This is a genomic window from Cupriavidus sp. 8B (genome assembly GCF_054589115.1).
Genome location: NZ_BAAILO010000161.1, coordinates 14,681 through 33,249 on the forward strand (window position 1 = coordinate 14,681; position 18,569 = coordinate 33,249).

The window sequence follows — 18,569 nt, forward strand, 5'->3', positions numbered from 1 at the left end:
GGGGAGAGGGAGAGACAGCCTTCGTCATAGCGCGCGGCTTTGGCCCCTTCGGCGGCGTCGGCGAGCGCTTCGGGGGCGGGGTTCAGCCGCCCAGGTAAGCGCTCTTGATGCGGTCGTTGGCCAGCAGGTTGGCCCCCGTGTCCGCCAGCACCACGCGGCCGGTCTCCAGCACATAGCCGCGATCCGCCACGCCCAGCGCCTTGTTGGCGTTCTGCTCGACCAGGAACACAGTGACGCCTTCGTCACGAATGGTCCGGATGATGTCGAAGATCTGCGCGATCACCAGCGGCGCCAACCCTAGCGTGGGCTCGTCCAGCAGCAGCAGCCGGGGCCGGCTCATCAGCGCGCGGCCGATGGCCAGCATCTGCTGCTCGCCGCCGGACATGGTGCCGGCACGCTGGGTGGAGCGCTGCTTGAGCCGTGGGAAGAGCTTGTAGACGTGCTCGACGCCCGCCTCGATCTCGTCGCGCTTGCCGAAGAAGGCACCCATTTTCAGGTTCTCCAGCACGGTCAGGCTGGGAAACACGCGCCGCCCTTCCGGCGAGATTGCCATGCCGAGCCGCATGATCTCGTGCGTGGGGCGCCGCGTGATGTCCTGTCCTTCGAACATCACGCGCCCGCTGGACGCGCGCGGCGAGCCGCACACGGTCATCATCAGCGTGGTCTTGCCGGCGCCGTTGCTGCCGATCAGCGTGACGATCTCGCCCTTGTTCACCTCAATTGATACGCCAGACAGCGCTTCGATCGCGCCGTAATGGGTATGGACTTGTTCCAGCTTCAGCATCAGTCCTCTCCCAGGTAAGCCTTGATCACGCGCGGGTCGTTGCGCACTTCGGCCGGTTTGCCGACCACGATCGGGCGCCCGTGCTCCATCACCAGGATGCGGTCGGACACGCCCATCACCAGGCTCATGTCGTGCTCGATCAGCAGCACCGAGATCTTGTACTCGCGCCGCAGTTGGTCGATCAGCTGCGACAGCTCGACCTTTTCCTGCGGGTTGAGCCCGGCAGCCGGCTCATCCAGCATCAACAGGCGCGGGTTGGTGATCATGCAGCGCGCGATCTCCAGCCGGCGCTGGTGGCCGTACGACAGCGTGCCCGCCTCGCGGTTGGCAACGCCGCGCAGGCCCATGCGTTCGAGCCACAGCGCCGCGCGTTCCAGCGCCTCGCGCTCGGCGCGGCGGTAAGCCGGCGTGGCAAACAGCCCGCGCAACAGACCGGAGCGCACCTGCAGGTGTTGCGCCACCAGCAGGTTCTCAACCACCGTCAGTTGCTTGAACAGGCGGATGTTCTGGAACGTGCGCACCAGGCCGCGGCGCGCCACCTGGTGGCTCGGCAGGCGGGCGATCGAGTGGCCGTCCAGCATGACCTCGCCGGCGGTCGGCTTGTAGAAACCGCCCACGCAGTTGAACACCGTGGTCTTGCCCGCGCCGTTGGGCCCGATGATGGCGAAGACTTCATCCTGGCGCACATCGAAATCGATGCCGTCGACCGCCAGCAGGCCGCCGAAGCGCATCTGCAGGCCGGAGACTTTCAGCAGTTCCGCTGATTGAACTTGGCTCATTGCGGCAACTCCACATGGGGGCGGCTCGCGGGCAGCAGGCCCTGCGGACGCCACATCATCATCAGCACCATCACCAGGCCGAAAATCAGCATGCGGTACTCGGCAAAGCCGCGCGCCACTTCCGGCAGCGCGGTCAGCAGGATGGCGGCCAGGATCACGCCCAGCTGCGAGCCCATGCCGCCCAGCACCACCACCGCCAAGATCAGCGCGGACTCGATAAAGGTGAACGATTCGGGATTGACCAGGCCCTGACGCGCGGCGAAGAACGCGCCGCCCAGGCCGGCAAACGCCGCGCCCAGCGTGAATGCCGACAGCTTGATGCGGGTCGGGTTCAGGCCCAGCGAACGGCAGGCGATTTCATCTTCGCGCAGGGCTTCCCACGCGCGTCCCATCGGCATGCGGATCAGCCGGCTGGTGACGAACAGCGTGAAGCCCACCAGCAGCAGCGCCAGCAGGTAGAGGAAGATCACCATGTGCTCGCCGCTGTAGTCCCAGCCCAGCAACTCGTGGAAGGTCTTGACCCCCTCCACGCTGGCGCTGCGCGCCATCTCGATGCCGAACACGGTGGGCTTCGGGATGCCCGAGACGCCATCCGGGCCACCGGTGAGGCTGGTCAGGTTGTTGAGCAGCAGGCGGATGATCTCGCCGAAGCCCAGCGTGACAATGGCCAGGTAGTCGCCGCGCAGCCGCAGCACCGGAAAGCCCAGCACGAAGCCGAACGCCGCCGACATGCACGCGGCGATCGGCAGGCACTCCCAGAAGGTCAGCCCGAAGTACTGGTTGAGCAGCGCGTAGGTGTAGCCGCCGACCGCGTAGAAGCCGACATAGCCAAGGTCCAGCAGGCCGGCATAGCCCACCACGATGTTCAGGCCCAGCCCCAGGATCACATAGATCAGCGCCAGCGTGGCCACGTCCACCGCACCGCGCGAGCCGAAGAATGGAAACACCAGGCCAAGCGCCAGCAGCAGCCAGATCACCTTGCGCTGCTGGCCAGCGCCCAGCGCGGGCAAGCTCGGCACCTTGACGCCGGCCGTGGCGCGCTGGAACAGCGGCTTGAAGAGCTGGAACAGGAAGACCGCGCCCACCGCCAGCCAGACCGGCTTCCAGTGCGGCTCGAGCACGACCTTGTAGCCATCCAGCTGCAACTGCAGGCCGAGCACGGGAATGGTCAGGATGGCCGTCATCACGGCCGCGACGATGGCGTTCTTCAGGGTCTGCCCTGCCGGCGCGCCTTGCGCCACGATAATCGGCGTAGTAATAGCTTGTGTCATAGCGTCCTCACACCTTTTCAACGTCAGGCTTGCCCAGCAGCCCGGTCGGGCGGAACAGCAGGATCAGCACCAGCAGGCCGAAGGCCACCACATCCTTGTACTCGGCCGGCATATAGCCGGAAGCAAAAGTCTCGGCAAGGCCCAGCAGCACGCCGCCGAGCATGGCGCCCGGGATGCTGCCGATGCCGCCCAGCACGGCCGCGGTAAAGGCCTTGATGCCCGCCACGAAACCGATGTACGGATTGAGCTTGCCGATGGTCAGGCCGATCAGCACGCCGCCCACCGCCGCCAGCATCGCACCCAGCACAAAAGTGAAGGAGATCACGCGGTTGGTGTCGATGCCGAGCAGGTTGGCCATGCGCATGTCTTCGGCGCAGGCGCGGCAGGCGCGGCCCATGCGCGAGTGGCCGATAAACATGGTCAGCGCGATCATCAGCACCAGCGTCACGCCGACGATCAGCAGGCGCGAATACGGTATGGTCACGGTGAAGTCGCCGCCCATCTGGAACTCGATGGCGCCGGAGATCAGCACCGGCACGGACATGTCGCGCGCGCCCTGCCCGATCTGCACATAGTTCTGCAGGAAGATCGACATGCCGATGGCGGAGATCAGCGGCACCAGCCGAGGCCCGCCGCGCAAGGGCCGGTAGGCCACGCGCTCGACAGCGAAACCATACAAACCGGTGACCAGGACGGACACCAGCAAGGCGGCGCCCAGCACCAGCGGCAGCGGATAGCCCGCGCTTGCGCCGATGGCGGTGAGCGTCACCAGGCCCACATAGGCGCCGATCATGTAGATCTCGCCGTGGGCAAAATTGATCATGCCGATGATGCCGTAGACCATGGTGTAGCCAATGGCGATCAGCGCATAGATCGCACCCAGCGTCAGGCCATTGACCAGTTGCTGGGTGAACTGTGGAAGGAACTCGTTCATGCGGGAAGCCCCATAACTTTGAAGCTGGAGAACCCGGCGTTGCAGGAGGTGCGCAAGCGCCGGGCCGGCTCCGTAATGCCGGATATGCCCAGGCCCCGAACGCGGCGGATAAGCCGCGCCGGCCGGACAACCGGACCCCGATACCAAAACGCCCCGCTCAAGCCATGAGCGGGGCGCGCAAAGCCAATGTGCGGCTTAGTTGGCAGCGGTCTTGGTGGCGTCCTTGTGCCAGGTGAACACGACGAACCTGAACGACTTCAGGTCGCCCTGCGCGTCGTACTCAACCTTGCCGATCGGGGTCTGGAAGGCGTTCTTGTGCATATAGGCGGCAACCTTGGCCGGATCCGTGCTCTTGGCGCCGGCAATGGCGTCGCCGATGATCTGGACCGCGGCGTAGGCCGGCATCTGGAACGGGCCGTTGGCATCGCGCTTCTTGTCGGTGAAGGCCTTGACCAGTGCCGCGTTGGACGGATCGGCGGAGAAGTCGGCCGGCAGCGTGACCAGCATGCCTTCGGAGGATGCGCCGGCGATGGCCGTCACGTCCTTGTTGCCCACGCCTTCAGGACCCATGAAGGTCGCCTTGACGCCCTGCTCGCGCGCCTGGCGCAGCAGCAGGCCCATTTCCGGGTGGTAGCCGCCGAAGTAGACGAAGTCCACGCCCTGCGACTTGAGCTTGGTGATCACGGCGGAGTAGTCCGAATCGCCGGCGTTCACGCCCTCGAACACGGCCACCGGGATCTTGGCGGCTTCCAGGTCCTTCTTCACCGAGGAGGCAATGCCCTGGCCGTACGACTGCTTGTCGTGCAGGATCGCGACCTTCTTGGGCTTGACCTTGGTGATGATGTACTGGGCTGCGGCCGGGCCTTGCTGGTCGTCGCGGCCGATGGTGCGGAAGATGAACTTGCGCTTCTTGCTCTCGGTCAGCTGCGGCGCGGTGGCCGACGGGGTCACCATCACCACGCCTTCGTTCTCGTAGATGTCGGAGGCGGGAATGGTCGAGCCCGAGCACACATGGCCGATCACGTAATGGATCTTCTGGCTGATGATCTTGTTGGCTACCGCCACGGCCTGCTTGGGTTCGCAGGCGTCATCCATCAACACCACTTCGAACTTGTTGCCACCCGCGCCGCCGGCGGCATTGATCTGCTCGATGGCAGTCAGCGCGCCAGCCTTGACCATGTCGCCGTACTGGGCGACCGAGCCGCTCATGGGGCCGGCAATGGCAATCTTGACGGTTTCAGCGTGGGCAGCAGCGCCGAAAGCGCACAGGGCCGTGGCCAGGGAGATGGACGTAAGACGGGACAGCGTCATTCAGGAGCTCCTCGATTATGGTTGGGTCATGGGCTGAGACGGCATGACCTGCGCAATCGAACAACACCCGCGGGCTACAACCTGGGAAAGACGCCCGAGACGCGGAAGACGGGCCTGCAAGAAAAGAAGCATGTGCGGGGCCCGGCATGTGTCAGCCCTCCTATGCAACCCATGCACCGGAAGGCCTTGGTTCGGAAAGACAACGTTGATGCGTTCTCTATTGCGCAGGTGATTCGCCTGCCCCGCTCGCCTCAACGCAGTCCGGAAGGGTGGCCCGGCTGCTGTCGGCAAAGCAGCCCGCATTATAGGGTCAATTTCCGCGCGGGATGGCATATTTGCACAACAAATGAGGATCTTATTGGTAGTAACACAGCACAAATCATCGGAAATTGGCGTTATCGCCACCTTTCGCGCAATAAATCTTTTGCGTCGCACAAGTCCGGCTGCGCTTGCATGGCAAACGCTCTCGCGACGGCTGGGCACGTGGTAATACTGCGGCGCCAACACGGGCCCAGGCGTGAATGGGCACGCTTGGGCGCTACATCAGGAGATAGTCCGCAACCCAGTTGCCCGCGCAAGTCGCTGCACCCGCCATCAAGCCAGTGCGCACCGCAGATAGCCGGAAGGTGCCACGCAGCGGGCGTCCTCTGCAGATTGCAGTCAAGATGGGGATCAGCGTGAACACCACCGTCGTGCCGGCTATCTGCGCAAGGTACACGTGCCAAAGGTCCATGCTTGGCAATTCGACTTCCCCTCATCGCAACCATCATTTCGCTCGTGCGGCATTGAAGATGCCGCACACCTGATGTTTCGCACCTACAGACAGAACAGAATCGTTCTACGACATTGGCGTGCACGCCTGCAGGACATCCAACTGAACATAAGCCCAGGCAGAGCAAAAATCGATAAGAAAAATCTGCATGCCCTGGCCGCATTTTCTCTTTTCACTTGGAAAGACGTCAGAATCCTGGCCGGCGCAGCAATGGACGCACACGGCGCCGCGCCGCGATGTCCGGGTCAGACGCGCAAAAGCAAAACGCCCCGGCCAAGGCCGGGGCGTTTCATGATGCATGTGGCGCCATTACTGCCAGCGCCACCTTACCGGGGCATCAACGCGTGCCCATATCCGGCACGTTGCGGCTTGCCGCGCCGTTGAACAGCTGGCGCGGACGGCCGATCTTGTATTCCGGATCGGTGATCATTTCTTCCCACTGCGAGATCCAGCCCGGGGTACGGGCCAGTGCGAAGATGCAGGTGAACAGCGACGTCGGGATGCCGAGTGCGCGCTGCACGATGCCCGAGTAGAAGTCGACATTCGGGTACAGCTTGCGGCTGACGAAGTACTCGTCTTCCAGCGCGATCTTTTCCAGTTCCATGGCGAGCTTGAACAGCGGGTCGTTGTGCAGGCCCAGTTCGTTCAGCACTTCATAGCAGGTTTCGCGCATCAGCTTGGCGCGCGGGTCGTAGTTCTTGTACACGCGGTGGCCAAAGCCCATCAGGCGCACGCCCGAGTTCTTGTCCTTGACCTGCTTGATGAACTCGGTGATGTTGTCGACGCTGCCGATTTCCTCAAGCATCTTGAGGGCGGCTTCATTGGCGCCACCGTGGGCCGGGCCCCACAGGCAAGCCACGCCGGCGGCGATGGCGGCGAACGGGTTGGTACCCGAGGAGCCGGCCAGGCGCACCGTGGAGGTGGATGCGTTCTGCTCGTGGTCTGCGTGCAGGATGAAGATGCGGTCGAGCGCGCGCTCGAGCACCGGGTTCACCTTGTACGGGGCGCACGGCGTGGAGAACATCATCTGCATGAAGTTGCCCGAGTAGGACAGGTCGTTCTGCGGATAGATGTACGGCTGGCCGATGTTGTACTTGTAGGCCATGGCGACCAGGGTCGGCATCTTGGCGATCAGGCGGATCGCGGAGATTTCGCGCTGGTGCGGATCATCGATGTCCATGGCGTCGTGGTAGAACGCGCTCATGGCGCCGACCAGGCCCGTCAGGACGGCCATCGGGTGGGCATCGCGGCGGAAGCCGCGCAGGAAGAACTGCATCTGCTCGTGAACCATGGTGTGGTTCATCACCGCACCGACGAATTCTTCCTTCTGCTTTGCATTGGGCAGTTCGCCCTTGAGCAGCAGGTAACAGGTTTCCAGGTGGTCGCACTTGGTGGCCAGCTGCTCGATCGGGTAGCCGCGGTACAGCAGCTCGCCCTTGTCCCCGTCGATGTAGGTGATCTTCGAATTGCACGAAGCCGTCGACATGAAACCGGGGTCATAGGTGAACTTGCCGGTTTGTCCGTACAGCTTGCGAATATCGATTACGTCGGGGCCAACGGTACCCGTATAAATCGGCAGCTCGACGCTGGGGGAACCATCGGAAAACGATAGCGTGGCTTTCACATCGGACGGCGTCATGTCGGTTCCTTCTAATGCTGACTAATAATGTTGACGAAACTCAGACCGAACGCAGCAGGGCAATCACGTGCTGCATCGGGGGCGTGTCGAGCTCACCGTCCAGTTCCTTGCGTGCAAGAAGCAGGTCCATCAACTCGTTGTCGCTCAGCTCGAAGAGTTCGGAGAGCGAGGCCACGTCCTGGTCGGAGAGGCTTTCTTCGTAACGGTTGAAAAAACGTTCGACGATGATGTCGTTCTCCAGGAGGCCGCGCCGCGCGCGCCAGCGCAGTCGTGCTCGCCGGTGCGGATCGGCCTGGTGGGAGAAACTGGGGGAAACACTTTCGGTCATAGGTACCTACTTCCGGCGCGCCGGTCGGGTATGCGGTTTGATAGCCCGGACTGACGCGCCGCTTACAACAACCGCGCGGATCAGACCGAGCGGCGAACCATCAGCTCTTTGATCTTGCCGATGGCCTTGGTCGGGTTCAACCCCTTCGGGCAAACGTCGACGCAGTTCATGATGCTGTGGCAACGGAACAGGCGGTACGGGTCGTTCAGGTCGTCCAGGCGCTCGCTGGTCGCCTGGTCGCGGCTGTCCGCGATGAAGCGATAAGCTTGCAGCAAGCCGGCCGGGCCGACGAACTTGTCCGGGTTCCACCAGAACGACGGGCACGACGTCGAGCAGCTTGCGCACAGGATGCACTCATACAGGCCGTCCAGCTCGTCGCGTTCCTCGGGCGACTGCAGGCGCTCTTTCTCGGGCGGCGGCTCGTCGTTGATGAGGTACGGCTTGATCGAGTTGTACTGCTTGAAGAACTGCGTCATGTCGACGATCAGGTCGCGCACCACCGGCAGGCCGGGCAGCGGACGCAAGACGATGCGGTCCGGCAGCTCGAGCATGTTGGTCAGGCAGGCCAGACCATTCTTGCCGTTGATGTTCATCGCGTCCGAGCCGCACACGCCTTCGCGGCACGAACGGCGGAACGAGATGGTTTCGTCCAGCTTCTTCAGCTTGACCAGCGCGTCCAGCAACATGCGCTCATGACCGTCGAGCTCGACCTCGTACGTCTGCATGCGGGGCGCAGCATCCTTGTCCGGATCATAGCGGTAGACTTCGAAAATACGCTTCATTTCTGTGGGTCCTGTGGGTCCTACGCGGTGCTTAGAAGGTCCGGGCCTTGGGAGGAACGCTTTCCACCGTCAGCGGGTTCATCTTCACCGGCTTGTAGTCGAGGCGGTTGCCTTCGCTGTAGAACAGCGTGTGCTTGAGCCAGCTCTCGTCGTCGCGATTCGGGAAGTCGCTGTGCGCGTGCGCACCGCGGGATTCCTTGCGGGCAGCGGCCGAAATCATCGTCGCCTTGGCCACTTCCACCAGGTTGGCCACTTCCAGGGCTTCCACCAGTGCGGTGTTGAAGACCTTGGACTTGTCCTTCAGGTGGATGTTGTCGGCACGCTCGGCCACTTCCAGGATGCGCTCGACGCCTTCGTCCATCAGCTTCTGCGTACGGAACACGCCTGCATGCGACTGCATGTTCTTGCGGATGTCGTTGGCCACGTCCTGGGTGTACTCGCCCGAGGTCGACGATTGCAGCCTGGACAAGCGGGACATGGCGCGGTCAGCGGCATCGGCCGGCAGCGGCTTGTGCTCTTTCTGCTTGATCGCGGTCGCCACGATGTGGTTGCCGGCCGCGCGGCCGAACACCACCAGGTCCAGCAGCGAGTTGGTGCCCAGGCGGTTGGCGCCGTGTACCGACACGCAGGAGCATTCGCCGATCGCGTAGAAACCGTTGATGACCTCGTTGGGGTTGCCGTTCTTCGGCGCCACCACCTGGCCATGGATATTCGTCGGGATACCGCCCATCTGGTAATGGATGGTCGGCACCACCGGGATCGGTTCCTTGATCGCGTCGACGTTGGCGAACTTGACGCCGATCTCGCGGATCGACGGCAGGCGCTTCATGATGGTGTCGGCACCGACGTGCGTCAGGTCCAGCAGCACGTAGTCGCCGTTCGGGCCACAACCGCGGCCTTCCTTGATTTCCTGGTCCATCGAGCGCGAGACGAAGTCGCGCGGCGCCAGGTCCTTCAGCGTCGGCGCATAGCGCTCCATGAAGCGTTCGCCGTCCTTGTTGCGCAGGATACCGCCTTCGCCGCGCACGCCTTCGGTGATCAGCACGCCCGCGCCGGCCACGCCGGTCGGGTGGAACTGCCAGAACTCCATGTCTTCGAGCGGCACGCCTGCGCGCGCTGCCATGCCCAGGCCGTCACCGGTGTTGATGAAGGCATTGGTCGAAGCGGCGTAGATACGGCCTGCACCACCGGTGGCGAACAGCGTGGTCTTGGCCTCGAGGATGTAGACCTCGCCGGTTTCCATTTCCAGCGCGGTCACGCCCAGCACGTCGCCGTCGGCGTCGCGGATCAGGTCCAGCGCCATCCATTCGACGAAGAAGTGCGTCTTGGCACGCACATTACGCTGGTACAGCGTGTGCAGCAGCGCATGGCCGGTACGGTCGGCAGCCGCGCAAGCGCGCTGGACCGGCTTCTCGCCGTAGTTCGACGTATGGCCGCCGAACGGACGCTGGTAGATGGTGCCGTCGGCGTTACGGTCGAACGGCATGCCGAAGTGTTCGAGCTCGTAGACGACCTTGGGCGCTTCACGGCACATGAATTCGATTGCGTCCTGGTCGCCCAGCCAATCGGAACCCTTGATGGTGTCGTAGAAGTGATAGTGCCAGTTGTCCTCGCTCATGTTGCCGAGCGAAGCGCCGATGCCACCCTGCGCCGCCACGGTGTGCGAGCGCGTCGGGAAAACCTTGGAGAGCACGGCGACATTCAGGCCGGCTTCCGCGAGCTGGAGGGATGCGCGCATCCCAGCGCCGCCCGCCCCGACGATGACCACGTCAAAGCGACGACGCGGCAATCCTGTCTTGACTGCGACCATTTATCACACCCTCCAGAGAATCTGAGCTGCGTAGCCCGCACAACCGACGAGCCACAGAATCGTAAGAACTTGCAGCACGAGGCGCACGGCCATCGGCTTCACATAGTCCATCCAGATGTCGCGCACGCCAATCCAGGCGTGATACAGCAGCGACAGGATGGTGAGGAACGTGATGATCTTCATCCACTGGTTGGAGAAGAGACCTGCCCACGCTTCGTAGGAAGCGCCGTTCGAGAGCAGGAAGGCGACTGCCAGCACGATGGTGAAGACCACCATGATGACTGCGGTGACGCGCTGCGCGAGCCAGTCTTTGAGACCGTAGTGCGCACCGACGACTAGACGCTTGGGACCGATATTATTATTTGCCACGTTGACTCTCTCCTCAGAACAGGCCGAACAGCTTCAGGCCGAACACAGCGGTGAGCAACAGGCTGATGATCAGCACGGCAACAGCGGACTTGGCCGAAGCGGGCTTGGTCACGCCAACGTGCACGTCGAGCAGCAGGAAACGGATGCCGGCGCAGAAGTGGTGCAGGTAACCCCAGATCAGTGCCAGCAGAACCAGCTTGACGAAGCCGCCGGACAGAAGCGCCGAGAACTTTGCGAAGCTCAGTTCGGAAGTGACGCTCTGCTCGAAGAGATACAGGACGAAAGGAAGGAGGAGGAACATCAGAGCACCGCTTGCACGATGCAGGATGGACACCTTGCCGGCCCAGGGCAACCTGTAACGCGCCAGCTGCGTCACATGGATGTTCCTGAACTCCGGCCTGGCTTGTTTGGCTTCAGCCATGCGAGACCCCATTTTGCGGTAAACAAAAAACGAAACTACTGAGCGCCCTGGATGCAAATGGATGCAGCCGGAGCAAATCCCGATAATTTTAGCGCCTTTGTTGCGCGGCGCACCAATAATTTTCAGCTATCGCGCACCAACATGGCGTGCCCGACAATCGCACGCAACCATGCCGCGAGGTAATCAGCCTTGCTTTGCGCAACAGCGGCGCCCGCCGTGGCTACAACAGCAATAATCGGCATGGATTGCAATCCGGCGTATCAGCTCAAATCGTTCTGATAATAGTGCCGGGTGGTTACATACAGGCCGCGGCGGACTTCGACGGGCCTGTCGCCATAGGTGAACGAGACGCGCTCCACGGACAAAAGCGGCGTGCCCGCGTCCACGGACAACAGCGACGCGGTGGCCTGATCTGCGGCCACCGCGCGGATTTTTTCGGTCGCCCGGATCATGCGCGTGCCGAATTCAGCCTCGAACAGCGCATACATCGGGCCCTTCCATTCGGTCAGCTTCTCGGCAGTCAGGCCCTTGAAGTTGGTGCCCAGCAGCCAGATTTCGTCCAGCACGGTCGGTTCGCCGGAGAAAAACAGCACGCGGCGGATCTGCACCACCCCATCGCCGGTGCGGATGTCGAGCAGGCGTGCGATTTCGGCCGGGGCGCGCAGGCGCTTGCATTCCAGCACCTGGCTGGAGCCATAATGGGGCTCGCCCTCGTCCGGCACCAGGCGCAGGAAGCGGAACTTCACGCCATCCTCGTGGTGCGTCGTGACAAAGGTGCCCTTGCCCTGGCGGCGCGCCACCAGGTTCTCGGCGGCAAGCTCATCGATGGCCTTGCGCACCGTGCCCTGGCTGACCTTGTAGCGGGCCGCCAGGTCCATTTCACTGGGAATCATGTCGCCCGGCTTCCACTCGCCGGATTGTAGGCTCTGCGTAATGAGCGCCTTGATCTGCTGGTAGAGCGGGCTGAACGTTGGAGAGGCCGCCGCCGCGGACGGCTGGGTCCCGGCGCCGGACGTAGCGGCGCCATTATCCTGCACTGCAGCAACGGCAGTGCCGGCGAGGGACGGGGGCAGGGATGACATAAGCGAATTTCACCACAAAACGAGGAAGCACGTCCAGCCCGTCATCAAATGTCTTATGTCTTATATAAGACATATGAATTGACAATGGTTTTGTGCAGGCCTACACTCCCGCAGGTTTCACGCCGGCATCCGCTCTGGATGCAGCACCCCTCTTCGCAGTAGACTTACGCTTTGTCGCACCCCATGACCCGTTGTGGCTCCCTCCAGTCGGTATCGCTAGCAGCGCGCCGGTGGATTGCCGCTTGCCGCCGTGGCGACAAATCCGCAACCGGTGACGTCCGGACTACCCTCCGGCCTGCCACCGACCAGTTTCCCCCTCTTCTTGTTTGGAGAATTACTCATGGCTAAAGCCCCAATGCGCGTCGCAGTCACCGGCGCCGCTGGCCAGATCGGCTACTCCCTGCTGTTCCGCATCGCCAACGGCGACATGCTTGGCAAAGACCAGCCGGTCATCCTCCAATTGCTCGACCTCCCGCAAGCCCAGGCCGCCGTCAAGGGCGTGGTGATGGAACTGGAAGATTGCGCATTCCCGCTGCTGGCCGGCGTGGTGATCACCGACGACCCCAAGGTCGCGTTCAAGGACGCCAACGTCGCGCTGCTGGTCGGTGCCCGTCCGCGTAGCAAGGGCATGGAGCGCAAGGACCTGCTCGAAGCCAACGCACAGATCTTCACGGTGCAAGGCAAGGCACTGGACGAAGTCGCCGCCCGCGACATCAAGGTGCTGGTGGTCGGCAACCCGGCCAACACCAACGCCTACATCGCGATGAAGTCGGCTCCGAGCCTGCCCAAGGAGAACTTCACCGCCATGCTGCGCCTGGATCACAATCGTGCCCTGTCGCAGATCGCCGCCAAGACCGGCAAGCCGGTCGCGTCGATCGAGAAGATGTTCGTCTGGGGCAACCACAGCCCGACCATGTACGCCGACTACCGCTACGCGACTGTCGACGGCCAGAGCGTCAAGGACCTGATCAACGACCAAGCCTGGAACAACGACGTGTTCCTGCCGACCGTTGGCAAGCGCGGCGCCGCCATCATCGAGGCGCGTGGCCTGTCGTCGGCAGCTTCGGCCGCCAACGCTGCCATCGACCACGTGCATGACTGGGTCCTGGGCTCGAACGGCAAGTGGGTGACCATGGGCATCCCGTCGGACGGTTCGTACGGCATCCCCGAAGACACCATGTTCGGCTTCCCGGTGACCACCGCCAACGGCAAGTACGAAATGGTCAAGGGCCTGGAAGTCGACGCCTACAGCCAGGAAAAGATCAACATCACGCTCAAGGAACTGGAAGAAGAGCGTGCCGGCGTGCAGCACCTGCTCGGCTGATCCAGGTAGCGCCAATGACTAGACCGGAGCCTCGCAACGATTCACGAATCGGCGCGGGCTCCGGTTTTTTCATTCTGGCGCCCCGCCCTTGCCTCCCTCAACCACTATCCGATTGAATAAAGTGCATCCTTCCGAGGTCTTGTTCCAGGGCGAAGCCATTCCGACGCAGTTGCCGGTCTGCGACCACTATGCCGGCAGCGAAAAGCTGATGCTGAAATCGCTTGCCCTGCAACAAGAGCTTGGGCCCGTCTTCGATATCACCTTCGACTGCGAAGACGGTGCCGCCGTCGGGCTGGAGCGCGATCACGCCGAGTTGTGCGCGCGCCTCATCAACGGCCAGCAGAACCGCTTCAACCGCGTAGGCGTACGCATCCACGACCCGGCCCACCCGAGCTGGCGCCAGGATATCGACATCCTGGTCGGCAGCGCCGGCGCTCGGCTGGCCTATGTGGTGGTGCCCAAGGTGACCGACGTGGTCGAGGTCGCGCGCGTCACGGATCACATGAACCAGGCGGCCCGCGCCGCCGGCATCGCGCGGCACATCCCCATCCATGTGTTGATAGAGACGCATGCCGCAGTGGACCAGGTGTTCGACATCGCCCGTCTCGTCCAGGTGGAATGCCTCAGCTTCGGCCTGATGGATTTTGTCTCTGCCCACCACGGCGCCATCCCGGGCGAGGCCATGCGCTCGCCGCAGCAGTTCGAGCACCCGTTGATCCGGCGCGCCATGCTGGAGATCTCGGCCGCCTGCCACCGTCACGGCAAAGTGCCCTCGCACAACGTCAGCACCGATATCGAGCAGCCATCCCGCGCCGGCGACGATGCCCAGCGCGCCCGGGCCGAATTCGGCTACCTGCGCAAGTGGAGCATCCACCCGAGCCAGATCCAGCCGATCGTTGCGGCCTTCCGGCCCAGCGGAGCGGAGATCGGCGCGTCCAGTGAAATCCTGCTTGCCGCCTACGAGAACAACTGGGCGCCGATCCGCCACCAGGGCCAGTTGCACGACCGCGCCAGCTACCGCTATTACTGGTCGCTGCTGCAGCGGGCGCACGCCACCGGCGCCGATCTGCCCGGCACCGTGCTGGAACGCTTCTTTGCATGAACGTTGCCTGGCGCGCGCCAGGCGATGACCACGGTGTAACACAGGGTCAAACCCGGGCTGGGCTCGGGTGAGAGACCAGACAGGAGACGCGATGTCAGAGCAGCAGCCAGTCACGCAGAACGCCCCGAAGCCGAAGAAGTCCGTCGCCCTGTCTGGCGTGACCGCCGGCAATACCGCGCTGTGCACGGTCGGCCGCACCGGCAACGACCTGCACTACCGCGGCTACGACATCCTCGACATCGCCGAGACCTGCGAATTCGAGGAGATTGCCCACCTGCTGGTGCACGGCAAGCTCCCCACCCGCGCCGAACTGGCCGCCTACAAGGCCAAGCTCAAGGCCCTGCGCGGCCTGCCCGCCAACGTCAAGGCCGCCCTCGAATGGGTGCCCGCCAGCGCCCACCCGATGGACGTGATGCGCACCGGCGTGTCCGTGCTCGGCACCGTGCTGCCGGAAAAGGACGACCACAACACCCCCGGCGCGCGCGACATCGCCGACCGCCTGATGGCCAGCCTGGGCTCGATGCTGCTGTACTGGTACCACTACAGCCACAATGGCCGCCGCATCGAGGTGGAAACCGACGACGACACCATCGGCGCGCACTTCCTGCACCTGCTGCACGGCCAGAAGCCCTCGGCGCTGTGGGAACGCGCCATGCAGACCTCGCTCAACCTGTACGCCGAGCACGAGTTCAACGCCTCCACCTTCGCCGGGCGCGTGATCGCCGGCACGGGCTCGGACATGTACTCGTCGATCTGCGGCGCCATCGGCGCGCTGCGCGGCCCCAAGCACGGCGGCGCCAACGAAGTGGCGTTCGAGATCCAGAAGCGCTACGACAGCCCGGACGAGGCGCACATCGACATCTCGCGCCGCGTGGAAAACAAGGAAGTGGTGATCGGTTTCGGCCACCCGGTGTACACCACCGGCGACCCGCGCAACCAGGTAATCAAGGAAGTGGCGCGCCGCCTGTCCAAGGATGCCGGCTCGATGAAGATGTTCGACATCGCCGAGCGCCTGGAAACCACCATGTGGGATGCCAAGAAGATGTTTCCCAACCTGGACTGGTTCAGCGCGGTGAGCTATCACATGATGGGCGTGCCCACCGCCATGTTCACCCCGCTGTTCGTGATCTCGCGCACCTCGGGCTGGGCAGCGCACATTATCGAGCAACGCATCGACAACAAGATCATCCGCCCCAGCGCGAACTACACCGGGCCGGAAGACCTGAAGTTCGTGCCGATCGGCAAGCGCAAATAGCTGGAAAAGCGGCCTACCATGTAGCGAGGGAGCCCTTGCCCGGCATGGGGCCGCGCCGAATTGTGTAACCGATGGTAGGGGTACTACGCCCCGACTTTCAAATCGTAGAGAATAGCGGCGGACTTGTGACTGCCGGCCTTCCCGGCTATCCACCGCCTTTGACCCAACTCCAGAAGGAACCCACAGAATGAAGCATCTTGTCCTCGCCGCCTGCATCGGCGCATTTACGCTGACCACCGCCGGTGCTGCGATGGCCCAGGAACCGGCCAAGAAGGCCGCTCCCGCCAAGAAGGCGCCTGCCAAGAAGAGCACCAAGAAGACTGCCGCTGCAGAACCCGCGGCCGTCCCGAGTGGCGAAAAATGGCAATGCGAACTGGGCCATGTCCTGTACATCGGCGGCAACATGCGGCGCGATGAAGTCATCACCGTGAACTGGGAGGGCAAGGAATACCGCCTGCCGCGCCTGTCCACCGTCACCGGTGCCGACCGCTATTTCGACCAGCGCTCCGGCCTGGACCTGGTTGTGATCCCGAGCAAGGCCATGCTGTTCAACAAGAACGCCGGTCAACGCCTTGCCGACGAATGCCAGACCGCCGACATGCAGGCTGGCGGCTCGGCCCCGACCCAGGCTGGCGCGCTGCGCGCTCCGGTCGCCACCCCTCTGCTGGTTGCCCCGTCGGCCCCGGCAGCCGATGCCCCCCAGGCACCCGCCGCCCCCAAGCAGTAAGCAGTAAGCAGTAACCCTTAGCACTAAGCGGTAAGCAGTAGCAAGGGGTCGTAGCCAGGCATCATCTGGCTACGACCCCATGGGCACCAGGAAGCACAAATATCCGAGGGAATCCCATGTCCGCGCATATTTCGAACGTCCGCCCCGAACCGGACACGGTACTGGTCGACATCGTCGACTACGTCTCCAGGTACCAGGTCAAGAGCGCGCTTGCCTACGACACGGCCCGCAACTGCCTGATCGACACGCTCGGCTGCGGCCTCGAAGCCCTGTCATACCCGGCCTGCACCAAGCTGCTGGGCCCGATCGTGCCCGGCACGGTGGTCCCCAACGGTGCCAAGGTGCCCGGCACCCAATTCCAGCTCGACCCGATCCAGGCCGCCTTCAATATCGGCGCCATGATCCGCTGGCTCGATTTCAACGACACCTGGCTGGCCGCCGAATGGGGCCACCCGTCCGACAACCTAGGCGGCATCCTCGCCACCGCCGACTGGCTCTCGCGCAATAACGTGGCCGCCGGGCGCAAGCCGCTGACCATGAAGGACGTGCTCACGGGCATGATCAAGGCCCATGAGATCCAGGGCTGCATCGCACTGGAAAACTCCTTCAACAAGGTCGGCCTGGACCACGTGGTGCTGGTCAAGGTGGCCTCCACCGCCGTGGTTGCGCAGATGCTCGGCCTCGCCCGGGACGAAATCCTCAACGCGGTGTCCCTCGCCTGGGTCGACGGGCAATCGCTGCGCACCTACCGGCACGCCCCCAACACCGGCAGCCGCAAGAGCTGGGCTGCCGGCGACGCCACCAGCCGCGCGGTACGCCTGGCGCTGATCGCCAGGACCGGCGAGATGGGCTATCCGTCGGTGCTGAGCGCCAAGGGCTGGGGCTTCTACGACGTGCTGTTCAAGGGCCAGCCCTTCCGGTTCCAGCGCCCGTATGGCACCTACGTGATGGAGAACGTGCTGTTCAAGATCGCCTTCCCGGCCGAATTCCACTCGCAGACCGCGGTGGAAGCCGCCATGACCCTGCACGGCCAACTGGCCGCCTCGGGCAAGGCGGCAGCAGATATCAGGCAGGTCACCATTCGTACCCACGAGGCCTGCATCCGCATCATCGACAAGAAAGGCCCGCTGGCCAACCCCGCCGACCGCGACCATTGCATACAGTACATGGTAGCGGTGCCGCTGCTGTTCGGTCGGCTGACCGCCGAGGACTATGAAGACAAGGTCGCGGCGGACCCGCGCATCGACGCCCTGCGAGACAAGATCGTGTGCGTGGAAGACCCACAGTTCACCGCCGACTACCACGACCCGGAAAAGCGCTCGATCGCCAATGCGCTGACCGTGGAACTGAACGACGGCACGGTGCTGCCCGAAGTCGTGGTGGAATATCCGCTCGGCCACAAGCGCCGGCGCGATGAGGGCATCCCGCTGCTGGTGGAGAAGTTCAAGACCAACCTGGCCCGCCGTTTCCCGGCCAAGCAGCAGCAAGCGATCCTGGCCGTGTCGCTGGACCAGGCCCGCCTGGAGGCCATGCCGGTCAATGAGTATGTCGACCTCTACGTGATCTGAGTGATCTGAGTGATCTGAGTGATCTGAGTGATTTGAGCCATCTGAGAAAAAACAGGGGCAATTCGCGCGCGGCAAGGCCATCGGGGGCTGACGGGGTCTGCCGGCTTGGCCTAAAATCCACGCGGCACGTACCTTGGTTTAGGGATTCAGCAGCAAAGCAGTCCTGCAAGATCAATAAGCAAGAAAAGCAGTAGGCATGAACACGGCGCGCAACCCGCGCCGCGCGCCGCGCGGCAGTCCTGCTTCACCGGCAGCCGGCGGCGATAGACGATTTACGAGTCCAAGCAAGTCCGCACCATCCTTCGATTGGA

Annotated in this window: 17 protein-coding genes; 5 read left to right on the plus strand and 12 right to left on the minus strand. The window is 63.4% G+C overall.

Going from position 1 to position 18,569, the window contains the following annotated elements; all coding sequences use genetic code 11:
* Positions 1-82 precede the first annotated feature (82 nt).
* The 12 genes from ACYP5B_RS15835 to ACYP5B_RS15890 all read right to left on the minus strand — a co-directional run bounded on the left by ACYP5B_RS15835 (position 83) and on the right by ACYP5B_RS15890 (position 12,282).
* Positions 83-784, minus strand: a complete 702-nt coding sequence (locus ACYP5B_RS15835) for an ABC transporter ATP-binding protein (RefSeq protein ID WP_267603820.1) — start codon at positions 782-784, stop codon at positions 83-85.
* Positions 784-1,563 (minus strand): high-affinity branched-chain amino acid ABC transporter ATP-binding protein LivG, encoded by a 780-nt coding sequence (gene livG, locus ACYP5B_RS15840; protein WP_459570353.1) that lies wholly within the window; start codon positions 1,561-1,563, stop codon positions 784-786. Before livG ends, ACYP5B_RS15835 begins: the two co-directional genes overlap by 1 nt.
* Positions 1,560-2,834 carry a high-affinity branched-chain amino acid ABC transporter permease LivM gene (locus tag ACYP5B_RS15845; RefSeq protein ID WP_459570354.1) on the minus strand — a complete coding sequence of 425 codons (1,275 nt, stop codon included), beginning with the start codon at positions 2,832-2,834 and terminating at the stop codon, positions 1,560-1,562. Before ACYP5B_RS15845 ends, livG begins: the two co-directional genes overlap by 4 nt.
* Before the next feature lie 7 nt (positions 2,835-2,841).
* Entirely contained in the window at positions 2,842-3,768 is a 927-nt protein-coding gene (livH, locus tag ACYP5B_RS15850; protein ID WP_267603822.1) for a high-affinity branched-chain amino acid ABC transporter permease LivH, read from the minus strand.
* A gap of 195 nt (positions 3,769-3,963) precedes the next feature.
* Positions 3,964-5,079 carry a branched-chain amino acid ABC transporter substrate-binding protein gene (locus tag ACYP5B_RS15855; RefSeq protein WP_459570355.1) on the minus strand — a complete coding sequence of 372 codons (1,116 nt, stop codon included), beginning with the start codon at positions 5,077-5,079 and terminating at the stop codon, positions 3,964-3,966.
* Positions 5,080-6,188: 1,109 nt separating this feature from the next.
* Positions 6,189-7,490, minus strand: coding sequence for a citrate synthase (gltA, locus tag ACYP5B_RS15860; protein ID WP_006161619.1), 1,302 nt, complete (start codon positions 7,488-7,490; stop codon positions 6,189-6,191).
* Positions 7,491-7,530: 40 nt separating this feature from the next.
* On the minus strand, positions 7,531-7,818 hold the full coding sequence (locus tag ACYP5B_RS15865; protein WP_006161620.1) for an FAD assembly factor SdhE: 288 nt from the start codon (positions 7,816-7,818) through the stop codon (positions 7,531-7,533).
* Between the two features lie 80 nt (positions 7,819-7,898).
* Positions 7,899-8,600: a succinate dehydrogenase iron-sulfur subunit gene (locus ACYP5B_RS15870; RefSeq protein ID WP_267603827.1), complete on the minus strand. Its 702-nt coding sequence runs from the start codon at positions 8,598-8,600 to the stop codon at positions 7,899-7,901.
* 31 nt (positions 8,601-8,631) lie between these two features.
* Positions 8,632-10,410: a succinate dehydrogenase flavoprotein subunit gene (gene sdhA, locus ACYP5B_RS15875; protein WP_267603828.1), complete on the minus strand. Its 1,779-nt coding sequence runs from the start codon at positions 10,408-10,410 to the stop codon at positions 8,632-8,634.
* Positions 10,411-10,413: 3 nt separating this feature from the next.
* On the minus strand, positions 10,414-10,779 hold the full coding sequence (gene sdhD / locus ACYP5B_RS15880; protein ID WP_043348033.1) for a succinate dehydrogenase, hydrophobic membrane anchor protein: 366 nt from the start codon (positions 10,777-10,779) through the stop codon (positions 10,414-10,416).
* Positions 10,780-10,792: 13 nt separating this feature from the next.
* Positions 10,793-11,200 (minus strand): succinate dehydrogenase, cytochrome b556 subunit, encoded by a 408-nt coding sequence (gene sdhC / locus ACYP5B_RS15885; protein WP_150993516.1) that lies wholly within the window; start codon positions 11,198-11,200, stop codon positions 10,793-10,795.
* Between the two features lie 260 nt (positions 11,201-11,460).
* Positions 11,461-12,282: a GntR family transcriptional regulator gene (locus ACYP5B_RS15890; protein WP_267603829.1), complete on the minus strand. Its 822-nt coding sequence runs from the start codon at positions 12,280-12,282 to the stop codon at positions 11,461-11,463.
* Between the two features lie 340 nt (positions 12,283-12,622).
* On the opposite strand from ACYP5B_RS15890, the gene ACYP5B_RS15895 reads away from it, so the two are divergent.
* The 5 genes from ACYP5B_RS15895 (at position 12,623) to ACYP5B_RS15915 (ending at position 18,258) form a co-directional block, all read left to right on the plus strand.
* Entirely contained in the window at positions 12,623-13,606 is a 984-nt protein-coding gene (locus tag ACYP5B_RS15895) for a malate dehydrogenase (protein WP_318234792.1), read from the plus strand.
* Between the two features lie 121 nt (positions 13,607-13,727).
* Positions 13,728-14,708 (plus strand): HpcH/HpaI aldolase/citrate lyase family protein, encoded by a 981-nt coding sequence (locus ACYP5B_RS15900; RefSeq protein WP_400096707.1) that lies wholly within the window; start codon positions 13,728-13,730, stop codon positions 14,706-14,708.
* A gap of 91 nt (positions 14,709-14,799) precedes the next feature.
* Positions 14,800-15,963 (plus strand): bifunctional 2-methylcitrate synthase/citrate synthase, encoded by a 1,164-nt coding sequence (prpC, locus tag ACYP5B_RS15905; protein ID WP_459570356.1) that lies wholly within the window; start codon positions 14,800-14,802, stop codon positions 15,961-15,963.
* A 187-nt stretch (positions 15,964-16,150) separates the two neighbouring features.
* Positions 16,151-16,690 carry a hypothetical protein gene (locus ACYP5B_RS15910; RefSeq protein WP_267603832.1) on the plus strand — a complete coding sequence of 180 codons (540 nt, stop codon included), beginning with the start codon at positions 16,151-16,153 and terminating at the stop codon, positions 16,688-16,690.
* 116 nt (positions 16,691-16,806) lie between these two features.
* The gene (locus ACYP5B_RS15915) at positions 16,807-18,258 is read left to right on the plus strand and encodes a bifunctional 2-methylcitrate dehydratase/aconitate hydratase (RefSeq protein ID WP_267603833.1); all 1,452 of its coding nucleotides are present in this window, start codon (positions 16,807-16,809) and stop codon (positions 18,256-18,258) included.
* Positions 18,259-18,569 lie beyond the last annotated feature (311 nt).